The 13,750-nt window shown below is 67.5% G+C and carries 13 protein-coding genes; 10 read left to right on the forward strand and 3 right to left on the reverse strand.

From position 1 onward, the window contains the following. Positions 1-2 precede the first annotated feature (2 nt). Entirely contained in the window at positions 3-1,022 is a 1,020-nt protein-coding gene (locus tag WFQ67_RS18695) for a TRAP transporter substrate-binding protein (protein WP_337057842.1), read from the reverse strand. Positions 1,023-1,358: 336 nt separating this feature from the next. On the opposite strand from WFQ67_RS18695, the gene WFQ67_RS18700 reads away from it, so the two are divergent. Beyond that, positions 1,359-2,615, forward strand: coding sequence for an OprD family porin (locus tag WFQ67_RS18700; protein ID WP_173175858.1), 1,257 nt, complete (start codon positions 1,359-1,361; stop codon positions 2,613-2,615). Positions 2,616-2,837: 222 nt separating this feature from the next. On the opposite strand, the gene hpaA is transcribed toward WFQ67_RS18700, so the two are convergent. Beyond that, positions 2,838-3,731, reverse strand: a complete 894-nt coding sequence (gene hpaA, locus WFQ67_RS18705) for a 4-hydroxyphenylacetate catabolism regulatory protein HpaA (protein ID WP_173175856.1) — start codon at positions 3,729-3,731, stop codon at positions 2,838-2,840. A gap of 25 nt (positions 3,732-3,756) precedes the next feature. Further along, a complete protein-coding gene (hpaR, locus tag WFQ67_RS18710) occupies positions 3,757-4,179 on the reverse strand; it encodes a homoprotocatechuate degradation operon regulator HpaR (RefSeq protein WP_111264628.1) in 423 nt (140 codons plus the stop codon). A 298-nt stretch (positions 4,180-4,477) separates the two neighbouring features. Here hpaR and WFQ67_RS18715 point away from each other — a divergent pair, with 298 nt between their 5' ends. From WFQ67_RS18715 to WFQ67_RS18755, 9 genes are all read left to right on the forward strand, one after another. Continuing rightward, complete coding sequence (locus tag WFQ67_RS18715) at positions 4,478-5,134, forward strand: fumarylacetoacetate hydrolase family protein (RefSeq protein ID WP_337057843.1); 657 nt, start codon at positions 4,478-4,480, stop codon at positions 5,132-5,134. Positions 5,135-5,144: 10 nt separating this feature from the next. Further along, positions 5,145-5,915: a fumarylacetoacetate hydrolase family protein gene (locus tag WFQ67_RS18720; protein WP_074968526.1), complete on the forward strand. Its 771-nt coding sequence runs from the start codon at positions 5,145-5,147 to the stop codon at positions 5,913-5,915. 5 nt (positions 5,916-5,920) lie between these two features. Beyond that, entirely contained in the window at positions 5,921-7,381 is a 1,461-nt protein-coding gene (gene hpaE, locus WFQ67_RS18725) for a 5-carboxymethyl-2-hydroxymuconate semialdehyde dehydrogenase (RefSeq protein ID WP_337058023.1), read from the forward strand. 121 nt (positions 7,382-7,502) lie between these two features. Beyond that, positions 7,503-8,426 carry a 3,4-dihydroxyphenylacetate 2,3-dioxygenase gene (hpaD, locus tag WFQ67_RS18730; RefSeq protein ID WP_337057845.1) on the forward strand — a complete coding sequence of 308 codons (924 nt, stop codon included), beginning with the start codon at positions 7,503-7,505 and terminating at the stop codon, positions 8,424-8,426. Between the two features lie 98 nt (positions 8,427-8,524). Further along, positions 8,525-8,917: a 5-carboxymethyl-2-hydroxymuconate Delta-isomerase gene (locus WFQ67_RS18735; RefSeq protein ID WP_305834781.1), complete on the forward strand. Its 393-nt coding sequence runs from the start codon at positions 8,525-8,527 to the stop codon at positions 8,915-8,917. Between the two features lie 81 nt (positions 8,918-8,998). Beyond that, the gene (locus WFQ67_RS18740) at positions 8,999-10,309 is read left to right on the forward strand and encodes an MFS transporter (RefSeq protein WP_337057846.1); all 1,311 of its coding nucleotides are present in this window, start codon (positions 8,999-9,001) and stop codon (positions 10,307-10,309) included. 13 nt (positions 10,310-10,322) lie between these two features. Beyond that, positions 10,323-11,126: a 2-oxo-hept-4-ene-1,7-dioate hydratase gene (gene hpaH / locus WFQ67_RS18745; protein WP_337057847.1), complete on the forward strand. Its 804-nt coding sequence runs from the start codon at positions 10,323-10,325 to the stop codon at positions 11,124-11,126. Between the two features lie 89 nt (positions 11,127-11,215). Then, positions 11,216-12,016, forward strand: coding sequence for a 4-hydroxy-2-oxoheptanedioate aldolase (gene hpaI, locus WFQ67_RS18750; protein ID WP_337057848.1), 801 nt, complete (start codon positions 11,216-11,218; stop codon positions 12,014-12,016). 88 nt (positions 12,017-12,104) lie between these two features. Next, a complete protein-coding gene (locus tag WFQ67_RS18755; RefSeq protein ID WP_337057849.1) occupies positions 12,105-13,559 on the forward strand; it encodes an NAD-dependent succinate-semialdehyde dehydrogenase in 1,455 nt (484 codons plus the stop codon). Positions 13,560-13,750 lie beyond the last annotated feature (191 nt).

Genomic DNA, 13,750 nt, shown 5'->3' on the forward strand with positions numbered 1-13,750 from the left:
CCTCAGTGCCCCGAGCCGGCCAGGGTGCGCACGGCTTCCACCAGCGCCTTGCCGTCCAGCCCCTTGGCATCCGCCTCGTCGATCCAGCCCTGCACCGCGCCCTCGGATGCCTTGCGCATCTCGCCGTAGGCGGCGTCGTCCAGCACCACCAGGCCGTCGGCCGGCGTCGCGTCGTGGGCCTTGGCGGTGGCCGCATCCCAGGCGGTGGCGAAACGCTCGGACAGCGCCTTGCCGCTGTTGCGCTCGATGATCGCCTGCAGGTCCGCCGGCAGGCTATCGAAGCGGCGCTGGTTCATCAGCATGGTCAGCACCGTGTAGCCGAAGGCCGGTTGCCCGGCGGGCACGTCGCTGTGGTAGCGGGTCACCTCGTCGAGCTTGGTCGCCGGCACCACTTCCCAGGCGGCGAGCGCGCCATCCACCACGCCCTTGGAGATGGCCTCGGTCATCTGTGCCGGCGGCATGCTGACCGGGGTCGCGCCCAGGCTTTCTACGGTCTTCGCCGCCGTGCGGCTGGAGGCGCGCAGCTTGAGCCCGGCCAGGTCGGCCAGGGTGCGCACCGGTTTGCCCCGGGCGTGCAGGCTCATGCCGCCGTCACCGTGCACCACCAGCACCTTGTAGCCCTTGAAGTCGTCCCGGGCGTAGTGCTCGTAGAAGTCCCAGATGATCGCGTTGCCGGCCTTGCCGCCCATGGGCAGGACGAAGGGCAGCTCCAGCGCCTCGACCCGGGGGAACTTGCCGGCGGAATAGGCCGGCGCGGTCCAGACGATGTCCGCCACGCCGTTGCGCGCCATGTCCGCGAGCTTCGCCGGGGTGCCACCCAGCTGCATCGACGGGTAGAGCTGGCACTTCAGGCGGTCGCCCGACTCCTGGCGCAGTTGCTCGCACCAGGGCTCGATGATGTTGAGCTGGGCGTTGGAGGTGGATGGCAGGAAGTGGGCGACCTTGAGGGTGATGGTCTCGGCCTGGGCCGAACCGGCGCCGAGCAGCGCCGCGCACAGCGCGGGAATTGCGAGGGATTTCATGGCGATAGCTCCGTCTTGTTGTTGTAGCCAGTCACGTCGGCGCTGGCGGCTGGGAAGCGAATACCGTTAATACATTAATTTTTATCGCTTGCCTGTCAACAGAAAGAAGCGACCCTGGCGGGTATACGAAAGGCTAAAGTGATTTATCAGGAATATTAAATCCATATTTTTCAGCTATTTATAGAATATTTTAGATGTAGATTATCAAGTTTCTCTCTCGAAACGCCTTTCAAGGCATATTGTTAATATTTTAATTAATGACTAGATTGCGCGGGCCGACGCCACGGCTAGAGCGAGGCGTTCGGCCCCGACAGACCTTTCCTAGAGACAAGAACAATGACCAGGAAAATACGCACGACCCACGCCCTCACCTGCCTGCTGGCGACCCTCGCCGGCAGCGCCCACGCAGACCTCGTCAAGGACAGCAAGGCCAGCATCGAGGCTCGCAACATGTACATGAACCGCGACTTCCGCCAGGGCGGAGCGCCCCAGGCCAAGGCCGAGGAATGGGCCCAGGGCTTCACCGCGCGCTTCGAGTCCGGCTTCACCGAAGGCACCATCGGCGTCGGCCTCGACGCCATCGGCCAGGTGGCGATCAAGCTCGACTCCAGCCGCGACCGTCGCGGCACCGGCCTGCTGGCCTACGGCGCCCAGAGCCTGGAGCCCGAGGACAACTACAGCGAGCTGGGCCTGACCGCCAAGCTGCGCGCCTCCAGGAGCGTGCTGCGCATCGGCACCCTGCAGCCGCAGTTGCCGGTGGCGGCCTACAACGACGTGCGCCTGCTCTCCTCCACCTACGCCGGCGGCCTGCTCACTTCCCAGGAATTCGACGGCCTGACGCTCAACCTGGGGCGGCTGGAGAAGATCAACCTGCGGGATTCGTCGAGCAACGACGAGATGAACTACGGCGGCGTGGAAAGCGCGCACCTGGACCTGCTCGGCGGCAGCTACGCGCTCAGCCCGGCACTGACGCTGAGCTACTACCACGCACAGATGCAGGACATCTATCGCCAGCACTACCTCGGCCTGGTGCACAACGCCACCCTCGGCGAGGGCATCACCCTGAAGACCGACCTGCGCTACTTCGACACGGGCGAGGACGGCGAGCACCGCTATCGCAGCGCCGCGCGGGTGGACGGCGGGCGCATCGACAACCGCTTCTTCAACGGCATGGTCACCCTCGGCATGGGCGCCCACAAGTTCGGCCTCGGCTACCAGAACCTCTCCGGCGACGGTGATTTCGCCTACCCGGGGCTGGACCCCTACTCGGTGAACCTGGTGACCTTCAACGTCTTCACCAAGGCCGAGACCGATGCCTGGCAGGCGCGCTACGACTTCGACTTCGTCGCCCTCGGCGTGCCCGGCCTGAGCTTCATGACCCGCTACGTCAGCGGCAGGAACGTGCAGACCGCCACGGTGCAGGACGGCCGCGAATGGGAGCGTGACACCGACCTCGTCTACACCTTCCAGGACGGATCGCTGAAGGGCCTCAACATCCGCTTGCGCAACGCCACCTTCCGCTCCGGCGATGGCCTGCGCACCGATGTCGACGAGAACCGCCTGATCATCGGCTACACCCTGCCGCTGTTCTGATTGTCGCGTGCGGTAAGCGGAGTCGCTGGCGAGCGATCCACCAGGAGAGCTTCGCGAGCAGAGCTCGCTCCTACAAACCCATGCCCGGTGCACGCTCCCTCCCGTGGGAGCGGATTCATCCGCGAAGCGATGTGCAAGGACTCCCCGGACTGAAGTCCGGGCTACGGTGCCCCTTGGACCCTGTAGCCTGGGCTTCAGCCCGGGAACGGAGCTGGCACGAACCTACCCCCCGTTACGCGCCCGGTACTCGCCGGGCGTGATGCCGGCATGGCGGGAGAAGAAGCGGCTGAAGTAGGCCGGGTCCTTGAAGCCCAGCTGGTAGCAGATCTCGTTCACCGAGCCGCCGGTGAACAGCAGCAGCCGGCGCGCCTCCTGCATCAGGCGCTCATGCACCAGGCGCTTGGAGGGCAGGCCCGCGACCCGGCGGCAGATGTCGTTGAGGCGCGCCTCGGTGACGCCGATCTGCCGCGCATAGTCGGCCAGCGACCAATGCTGCGGGTAGTGCTCCTCGATCAGCGCGTTGAAGCGGTGGAAGAACTGCAGGTCGTCCCGCCGCGCCGGCTGCGCCTTGAGCGAACGGGTGGAGAGGCGCAGCAGGCTGATGAAGATCAGCCGGGTCAGCGCCTCCAGGCTTTCCGCGCGGCCGGAGTGCTGGCTGCGGAACTCATCGCCAAGGTAGTCGAACAGCTGGTCGAGGCGCCGCACCTCGGCGGCAAAGCTCTCGTCCAGCTCGTCGAAGGCCACGCAGACGGCACCGATCTGCGGCCCGGCGGCCAGGCCGCGCCCGGCATCCAGCAGCGGCCACACCAGTTGCTGGCGTACGGTCAGCACATGGCCGTCGGCGTCCGCCTCGGTGACGAAGGAATGGGGGATGGTCGGCGGGGTGAGGAAGAACAGCGGCCCCTGGCGGTGGTACTGCTGCTCGTCGAGGTAGACGCGCACCGAGCCGCTCTTCACGTAGTGCACCTGGAAGAAGCGGTCGTGACGGTGCACCGGCATGTTGCGGCCGAAGAAGTCGGCCAGCCGGCCCAGTTGCTCGTAGTGCACGTCGGCATCGGCGTAGCGCTGGTCGTAGACCTGGCCGATGTCGATATTGGGAATCGGGGAAGACGCCATGGTCCGCAGCCTCACCCGATCGCCATCAAGGTTTTATCTGCTTGAGCTCGTTCAGCAGCCCCAGCAGTTGCTGCAGCTTCTCTTCGCCGAACTGTTCCTGGATGCGCTGGTAGTTGCTCTCCATGCCGTCGCTCATGGACACGAAGCACTGCTGCCCCTGCTCGGTCAGGCCTACGTAGACGCGGCGCTGGTCCTGGGGGGACTTCCAGCGCCGGACGATGCCGTCGCGCTCCATGCGCACCAGCACGCCGGTCATGCTCGGCTTGAGGATGCAGGCCTGGTGCGCCAGCTGGTGGCTCTCCATCTCGCCGTTCTGCCGCAGGATGCGGATCACCCGCCATTGCTGCTCGGTCAGCCCGTGCTGGTTGAGCAGCGGGCGGAAGAACCCCATCGCCGCCTCGCGTGCCTGCAGGAGGGTCAGGGTCAGGGAAGGTCTGGGCGTTGCCATGTGTGCTCCGGATGAACGCGATGGCGGATTTAAGCAACAACCGGCGCCACGAAGCAAACCCCCGCGCGCCTTGTCACGCCCGGTCAAGGCCTTGGCAGGAATGGACAATCCGCGGGCTGCGGCGGGGTTTCTAATGGGCTCGTCGATCACATCGTCCTTTGGTAGGGCTTGATCATCGTTAATATATTAATTATAAAGTTAGCATGTTAACGAAATGACTTCGGGCGCCGCTCCTACACCGTCATGAGCGCGCCCTCTTTTCTTCCGGGGATGACCCCGTAGCTTCAGGAGTGAACCCATGCGTCGCGCAACCAGCGAAGCCGCTACCGGTACCCTGTTCGGCGTCGCGCTGAACTACAGGGGCCTGCTCGAAAGCCGCCTGGCCGAGTTCGACCAACCGCCTTACCAGAAGCCGCCGGTAAAGCCGGTGCTTTTCATCAAGACCCCGAACACCCGCAACCACGAAGGCGGCGCCGTGCCCTTCCCGGCCGGCGAGCGCCTGCAGCCGGGCCCGGCCCTGGGCGTGGTGATCGGCCGCGACGCCAGCCGCGTCAGCGCCGAGGACGCCCTGGCCCACGTGGCCGGCTACGTCATCGTCAACGAGTTCAGCCTGCCGGAAACGAGCTACTACCGCCCGGCGGTGAAAGCCAAGTGCCGCGACGGCTTCTGCGCCCTCTCCGATGAGCTGGTGCCGGTCGAGGGCATCGGCAACCCGCACGCCCTGGGCATCCGCCTGCGGGTGAACGGCGAGCTGCGCCAGGAGAACAGCACCGCCAACCTGGTGCGCAGCATCCCCCAGCTGATCGCCGAGATCAGCGAGTTCATGACCCTGCACGAAGGCGACGTGCTGATCACCGGCACCCCGGAAGGCCGTGTCGACGTGCAGCCCGGCGATGAGGTGGTGGTGGAGATCGACGGCCTCGGCCGCCTCGCCAACACCGTGGTTGCGGAATAAGGAGCCCCTGATGAAACACGCACGTATCCGTTACCAGGGCGACATCCACGCCGTGACCGTCGAAGACGGCAACGCCGTCCGCCTCGCCGATGGCCGCCTGCTGGCCGAAGACCAGGTCGAGTGGCTGCCCCCGGCCACCGGCAGCATGTTCGCCCTCGGTCTGAACTACGCCGACCACGCCGCCGAACTGGCCTTCAAGGCGCCCACCGAGCCGCTGGCCTTCATCAAGTCGCCCGGCACTTACACCGGCCACAACCAGGTCACCTGGCGCCCGGACAACGTCGCCTACATGCACTACGAGTGCGAGCTGGTGGCGGTGATCGGCAAGCCCGCGCGCAACGTCAAGCGCGAGGACGCCCTGCAGTACCTGGCCGGCTACACCGTCTGCAACGACTACGCCATCCGCGACTTCCTCGAGAACTACTACCGCCCCAACCTGCGGGTGAAGAACCGCGACTGCACCACCCCGGTCGGCCCCTGGATCGTCGACGCCGCCGACGTGCCGGACCCGTCGAAGCTCAGGCTGCGCACCTGGATCAACGGCGAGCTGAAGCAGGAAGGCACCACCGCCGACATGATCTTCGACATCCCCTACCTGATCGAATACTTCTCCAGCTTCATGACCCTGCAGCCGGGCGACATGATCGCCACCGGCACGCCGGAGGGCCTGGCCGACGTGGTACCGGGCGATGAAGTGGTGGTGGAAGTGGAAGGCGTCGGCCGCCTGGTCAACCGAATCGTCAGCGAAGCCGAGTTCTTCGCCCGTAAACAAGAGGCATGAGCAGCATGATCAAGCACTGGATCAACGGCCAGGAAGTCGAAAGCAAAGAGACCTTCGTCAACTACAACCCGGCCACCATGGACGCCATCGGCGAAGTCGCCAGCGGCGGCGCCGAAGAGATCGCCGCAGCCGTCGCCGCCGCCAAGGACGCCTTCCCCAAGTGGGCCAACACCCCGGCCAAGGAGCGCGCCAAGCTGATGCGCAAGCTGGGTGAACTGATCGACCAGAACGTGCCCAAGCTGGCCGAGCTGGAGACCCTGGACACCGGCCTGCCGATCCACCAGACGAAGAACGTTCTGATCCCCCGCGCCTCGCACAACTTCGAGTTCTTCGCCGAGGTCTGCACCCGCATGGACGGCCACAGCTACCCGGTGGACGACCAGATGCTCAACTACACCCTCTACCAGCCGGTGGGCGTGTGCGGCCTGGTCTCCCCGTGGAACGTGCCGTTCATGACCGCCACCTGGAAGACCGCACCCTGCCTGGCCCTGGGCAACACCGCCGTGCTGAAGATGAGCGAACTGTCGCCACTGACCGCCAACGAACTGGGTCGCCTGGCGCTGGAAGCCGGCATCCCCAAGGGTGTGCTCAACGTGGTGCAGGGTTACGGCGCCACCGCCGGCGACGCCCTGGTCCGCCACCCGGACGTGCGCGCCATCTCCTTCACCGGCGGCACCGCCACCGGCCGCAAGATCATGCAGACCGCCGGCCTGAAGAAGTACTCCATGGAGCTGGGCGGCAAGTCCCCGGTGCTGATCTTCGATGACGCCGACCTCGACCGCGCCCTCGACGCCGCGCTGTTCACCATCTTCTCGCTCAACGGCGAGCGCTGCACCGCCGGCAGCCGCATCTTCATCCAGGAGACCGTCTACGACCGCTTCGTCGCCGAGTTCGCCGCCCGCGCCAAGCGCCTGATCGTCGGCGACCCGCAGGACCCGAAGACCCAGGTCGGCTCGATGATCACCCAGGCCCACTACGACAAGGTCACCGGTTACATCCGCATCGGCATCGAGGAAGGCGCCACCCTGCTGGCCGGTGGCCTGGAGCGCCCGGCCAACCTGCCCGCGCACCTGTCCAGGGGCCAGTTCATCCAGCCCACCGTCTTCGCCGACGTGGACAACCGCATGCGCATCGCCCAGGAAGAGATCTTCGGCCCGGTGGTGTGCCTGATGACGTTCAAGGACGAGGCCGAGGCCCTGCGCCTGGCCAACGACACCGAATACGGCCTGGCCTCCTACATCTGGACCCAGGACATCGGCAAGGCCCACCGCCTGGCCCGTGGCATCGAAGCCGGCATGGTGTTCATCAACAGCCAGAACGTGCGCGACCTGCGCCAGCCGTTCGGCGGTGTGAAGGGCTCCGGCACCGGCCGCGAAGGCGGCCAGTACAGCTTCGAAGTGTTCGCCGAGATCAAGAACGTGTGCATTTCCATGGGGAGCCACCACATCCCGCGCTGGGGCCTGTGAGGCGCCGCGCCCCTTCTCGCCTTCGAGGAAGGGGCGCAGGATAACGATTACCGAGCGTGCACCGACAATCACAATGAACCCTGAAGGCCCGGCGGCGGGCCTTCCACTCGGAGTAACGACCATGGGCAAACTCGCTCTGGCTGCCAAGATCACCCACGTACCCTCCATGTACATCAGCGAGCTCGAAGGCCCGCGCAAGGGCTTCCGCAAGGCGGCCATCGACGGCCATATCGAGATCGGCCGGCGCTGCCGCGAGCTGGGCGTGGACACCCTGGTGGTGTTCGACACCCACTGGCTGGTCAACGCCAACTACCACATCAACTGCGGCAAGCAGTTCCAGGGGCTGTACACCAGCAACGAGCTGCCGCACTTCATCGCCAACATGGAATACGCCTTCCCCGGCAACCCCGAGCTGGGGCACCTGCTGGCGGCGGAATGCAACCGCTACGGCGTGGAGACCATGGCCCACGACGCCACCACCCTGGCGCCCGAGTACGGCACCCTGGTGCCCATGCGCTACATGAACACCGACCAGCACTTCAAGGTGATCTCGGTCTCCGCCCTGTGCACCTCCCACTACCTCAACGACAGCGCCCGCCTCGGCTGGGCCATGCGCAAGGCCGTGGAAGAGCACTACGACGGCACCGTGGCCTTCCTCGCCAGCGGCTCGCTCTCCCACCGTTTCGCCCAGAACGGCCAGGCCCCGGAATTCGCCACGAAAATCTGGAGCCCCTTCCTCGAGACCCTCGACCAGCGCGTGATCCAGATGTGGGAAGCCGGCGAGTGGGAGGAGTTCTGCGGCATGCTCCCCGAGTACGCGGCCAAGGGCCACGGCGAAGGCTTCATGCACGACACCGCCATGCTGCTCGGCGCCCTGGGCTGGTCGAAGTACGACGGCCACGCCGAAGTCATCACCCCCTACTTCGCCGCCTCCGGCACCGGCCAGCTCAACGCCGTGTTCCCGGTCACCCCGCAGGACGGCTCGACCATCCCGCAAGCGCAAGCCTCCAACCCGGCCGGCGTCGCCTCCGCCAGCCGCCTTTAGCCCCCGTGGCGGCTGGCCCCGGACCGCCGCCACGTACCTGAACGCCACGCCAGCCGGTGGCGGATGCGCAGCCGCCATCCGCACCAGAGGAGGTCCGCATGCCCCACTTCATCGCCGAGTACACCCACAACATCGAAGCCGAGGCCGACCTGCCCGGCCTGTTCGAGAAGGTCCACGCCTGCCTGGGTGCCTCCGGGGTCTTCCCCCTCGGCGGCATCCGCAGCCGTGCCGTGCGCCTGGACACCTGGCGCATGGCCGACGGCCAGCACGACTACGCCTTCGTCCACATGACCCTCAAGGTGGGCGCCGGCCGCGACCTGGCCACCCGCCGCCAGGTGGCCGATGCGCTGTTCGAGGTGATCAGCAGCCACTTCGCCGCGCTCCAGGCCCGGCGCCTGCTGGCCCTCTCCTTCGAGATGACCGAGCTGGACGCCGAGCTCAACTACAAGCTCAACAACGTGCACGCCTTCCTCAAGGGCCAGGCCGGCTGACCCCCGGCCCACCGCCGGCGCGGGGTGGCAACGCCCCGCGCCGCGCACCCCGACGCGACTCCCAACAAGAAGTACAAGACCATGAGCACCGCCCACACCGCCTGCCCCACCGGCGCTGACCACGCCACCCGCGACACCACCCACCGCACCGTCACCTGGCGGCTCATGCCGCTGCTGCTGGTGTGCTACCTGTTCGCCCACCTGGACCGCATCAACATCGGCTTCGCCAAGATGCAGATGAGCGCCGACCTGCAGTTCAGCGACACCGTCTACGGCTTCGGCGCCGGCCTGTTCTTCATCGCCTACGCCCTGTTCGGCGTGCCCAGCAACCTCGCCCTCGACCGCGTCGGCCCGCGCCGCTGGATCGCCACCCTGATGGTGGTCTGGGGCCTGCTCTCCACCAGCATGTTCCTGGTGCAGGGCGCCACCGGCTTCTACGTCCTGCGCTTTTTGCTGGGTGTCGCCGAGGCCGGCTTCTTCCCCGGCATCCTCGTCTACCTCAACCGCTGGTACCCGGCCCGCCGCCGCGCGCAGATCACCGCCCTGTTCGCCATCGCCGTGCCCATGGCCGGGGTCATCGGCGGGCCGCTGTCCGGCGCCATCCTCGAAGGCTTCCACGGCGCCCTCGGCCTGCGCGGCTGGCAGTGGATGTTCCTCCTCGAAGGCGCCCCCGTGGTGCTGCTCGGCCTGCTGGTCTGGGCGCGCCTGCCGGAGCGCTTCGATGACGTCGCCTGGCTCGACGACGCCCAGAAGCGCCAGCTGCGCGAAGACATGGCCCAGGAGGAACAGCGCAAGCCGATCACCTCCTTCGCCGGCATCCTGCGCGACCGCCACGTCTGGCTGCTGGTGGCCATCTACTTCGCCGTGATGCTCGCGGTGAACACCCTGGCCTTCTGGATGCCCACCCTGATCCACGGCGCCGGCGTCGCCCGCGACAGCCAGGTTGGCCTGCTCAGCGCCGTGCCCTACCTCGCCGGGGTGTTCTTCATGCTCGCCTGCGGCCGCTCGTCGGACCGCCACCGCGAACGCCGCTGGCACCTCAGCGTGCCGCTGCTGATGTGCGCCGTGGGCATCGCCAGCAGCGGCCTCGCGCCCACCAGCGCGATCCCCGTGCTGACCGGCCTGATCATCGCCGGCATGGGCGCCAGCGCCGCCCTGCCGATGTTCTGGCAGCTGCCGCCGGCCTTCCTCTCCGACAAGGCCCAGGCTGCCGGCATCGGCCTGATCAGCTCCTTCGGCAGCATCGCCTCGTTCCTCGCGCCCTACCTCATCGGCTGGATGCGCGACACCACCCAGAGCGCCAGCCTCGCGCTGTTCGTCCTGGCCTTCTTCATCGCCCTCGGCGCCGGACTGGTGCTGCGCACCCCGGCCGCCCTGGTCAACCCACGCTAAGAGAGACCCCACCATGCTCGACGCCACCCTGATCCAGCAGGCCGCCGCCCGACTCGACGCCGCCGAACGCTCGCGGCAGCAGATCCGCCAGTTCTCCCTGGACCACCCCGGCATCACCATCGAAGACGCCTACGCCATCCAGCGCGCCTGGGTGGCGCAGAAGATCAGCGACGGGCGCAAGCTGGTGGGCCACAAGATCGGCCTCACCTCCCGCGCCATGCAGGTGTCCTCCAACATCACCGAGCCGGACTACGGCGCGCTGCTGGATGACATGTTCTTCGACGAAGGCACCGACATCCCCTTCGAGCGCTTCATCGTCCCCCGCGTGGAAGTGGAGCTGGCCTTCGTCCTCGGCAAGCCGCTGCGCGGGCCGAACGTCACCCTGTTCGACGTGCTCGACGCCACCGAGTGGGTCATCCCCGCCCTGGAGATCATCGACGCCCGCATCCAGCAGGTGGACCCGCAGACCCAGGCCACCCGCAAGGTCTTCGACACCATCTCCGACAACGCCGCCAACGCTGGCGTGGTGATGGGCGGACGCGCCGTGCGCCCCACCGAGATCGACCTGCGCCGCGTGCCCGCCGTGCTCTACCGCAACGGCGTGATCGAGGAATCCGGCGTCTCCGCCGCCGTGCTCAACCACCCGGCCAAGGGCGTCGCCTGGCTGGCCAACAAGCTGGCGCCCTACGACGTCACCCTGCAAGCCGGGCAGATCATCCTCGGCGGCTCCTTCACCCGCCCGGTGGCCGCCCGCCCCGGCGACACCTTCCATGTCGACTATGACCAGCTGGGCTCGATTGCCTGTCGGTTTGTCTGAAATCCAGCGGCAAGCTACAAGCGGCAAGTCGGTGCTCAACCTCTTGCGGCTTGCAGCTTGAAACTTGTAGCTCTCCGAAGGAGCCTCCCATGCCCCTCATCAACACCTTCAAACACCGCCTCCAGTCCGGTGACGCCCAGGTCGGCCTGTGGCTCGGCCTGGCCGACCCGTACTGCGCGGAGCTGGCCGCCAACGCCGGCTTCGACTGGCTGCTGATCGACGGCGAGCACGCCCCCAACGACCTGCGCAGCCTGCTCGGCCAGTTGCAGGCCGTGGCGCCCTACCCTGCCCAGCCGATCATCCGCCCGCCCATCGGCGACCCGGTGCTGATCAAGCAACTGCTGGACATCGGCGTGCAGACCCTGCTGGTGCCCATGGTGGACTCCGCCGCCCAGGCCGCCGAGCTGGTGCGCGCCATGCGCTACCCGCCGTTCGGCATCCGGGGTGTCGGCAGCGCCCTGGCCCGTGCCTCGCGCTGGAACAGCATCCCCGGCTACCTGGACAAGGCTGACGAACAGATGTGCCTGCTGGTGCAGATCGAGAACCTCGACGGCCTGGCCAACCTCGACGCCATCGCCGCCGTGGAAGGCGTGGACGGCGTGTTCATCGGCCCGGCCGACCTCTCCGCCGCCATGGGCCATCGCGGCAACCCCGGCAACCCCGAGGTGCAGGCCGCCATCGAGGACGCCATCGCCCGCATCCGCCGCGCCGGCAAGGCCGTCGGCATCCTCAGCGCCGACGAGGCCCTGGCCCGCCGCTACCTGGAGCTGGGCTGCAGCTTCGTCGCCGTCGGCGTCGACACCAGCCTGCTGATGAAGGCCCTGCAAGGCCTCGCCGGCCGCTTCAAGGGCACGCCCGCGCCGACGTCCAGCGCCGGCAGCGTGTACTGAACCCCACCTCATCCAAACCTCTTCTGCCCACCCGGCCCTGCTCACAGCGCCGGGCACGGGTGGGAACCGTCCTGAACAAGGCAGACCGATGAAACTCAACGACCTCAACCTGCTGCGCGAACAGGCCTATGTGAACGGCCAGTGGATCGAAGCCGACGACGAAGGCCGCTTCGCCGTGACCAACCCCGCCAACGGCGAGCTGATCGCCGAAGTCGCCTCCCTCGGCCGGGTGGAAACCGCCCGCGCCATCGACGCCGCCCAGGCCGCCCTGCCCGCCTGGCGCGCCCGCACCGCCAAGGAGCGCAGCACCATCCTGCGTCGCTGGTACGAGCTGATCATGGCCAACCAGGAGGACCTGGCCCGCCTGCTCAGCTGGGAACAGGGCAAGCCCCTGGCCGAGAGCCGGGGCGAGATCGCCTACGGCGCCAGCTTCATCGAGTGGTTCGCCGAAGAAGCCAAGCGCGTCTACGGCGACGTCATCCCCCACGACAAGCCCGGCCGCCGCCTGGTGGTCATCAAGCAGGCCATCGGCGTCGTCGCCGCCATCACCCCGTGGAACTTCCCCAACGCCATGATCACCCGCAAGGTCGGCCCGGCCCTGGCCGCCGGCTGCACCGTGGTGCTCAAGCCCGCCTCGGAGACGCCGCTTTCCGCCCTCGCCCTGGCCGCGCTCGGCGAGCGCGCCGGGATTCCCGCCGGGGTGCTGAACATCGTCCCCGGCACCCGCTCGCGGGAGATCGGCGCCGAACTGACCGGCAACCCGTTGGTGCAGAAACTCTCCTTCACCGGCTCCACCGGCATCGGCAAGCTGCTGATGGCCCAGTGCGCCGAGACCATCAAGAAGGTCAGCCTGGAACTGGGCGGCAACGCGCCCTTCATCGTCTTCGACGACGCCGACCTCGACGCCGCCGTGCAAGGCGCCCTCGGCTCCAAGTTCCGCAACACCGGGCAGACCTGCGTGTGCACCAACCGCCTGCTGGTGCAGCGCGGCGTCTACGACGAATTCGCCCGGCGCCTGGTGTCGGCGGTCAACGCCCTCAAGGTGGCCCCGGCCGACGACGACGGCGCCCAGCAGGGCCCGCTGATCAACGCCAAGGCCGTGGCCAAGGTGGAGGAACACATCGCCGACGCCGTCGCCAAGGGCGCCCGCGTCCTGGCCGGCGGCAAGCCCCACGCCCTGGGCGGCAACTTCTTCGAGCCCACCGTGCTCGGCGAGGTGACCCCGGAGATGCTGGTGGCCCGCGACGAGACCTTCGGCCCGCTGGCACCGATCTTCCGCTTCGACACCGAGGAGCAGGCCATCGCCATGGCCAACGACACCGAATTCGGCCTCGCCTCCTACCTCTACACCCGCGACCTCGGCCGCGCCTGGCGGGTCAGCGAAGCCCTCGAATACGGCATGGTCGGCGTCAACGAAGGCCTCATCTCCACCGAAGTCGCCCCCTTCGGCGGCATCAAGCAATCCGGCCTCGGCCGCGAAGGCTCCAAGTACGGCATCGACGACTACATCGAGCAGAAGTACATGTGCCTGGGCATCGGCTGATGCCGCCGTAGGTTGGCGCCAAGCGCAGCGCGGCCCAACGAGCAAGCCCAGGCCCCGCTGCACCACCCTGTGGGAGCGAATTCATTCGCGATGCTCTTCGCGGTTGAAACCGCTCCCACACCTCACCCACCCTCGGCCTGGCTGTAGGGGCGAATTCATTCGCCCAGCGGCGCCAAGCGCAGCACGGCCCA

The sequence above is a fragment of the Pseudomonas sp. USHLN015 genome, from assembly GCF_037153275.1.
GTDB lineage: Bacteria > Pseudomonadota > Gammaproteobacteria > Pseudomonadales > Pseudomonadaceae > Metapseudomonas > Metapseudomonas tohonis.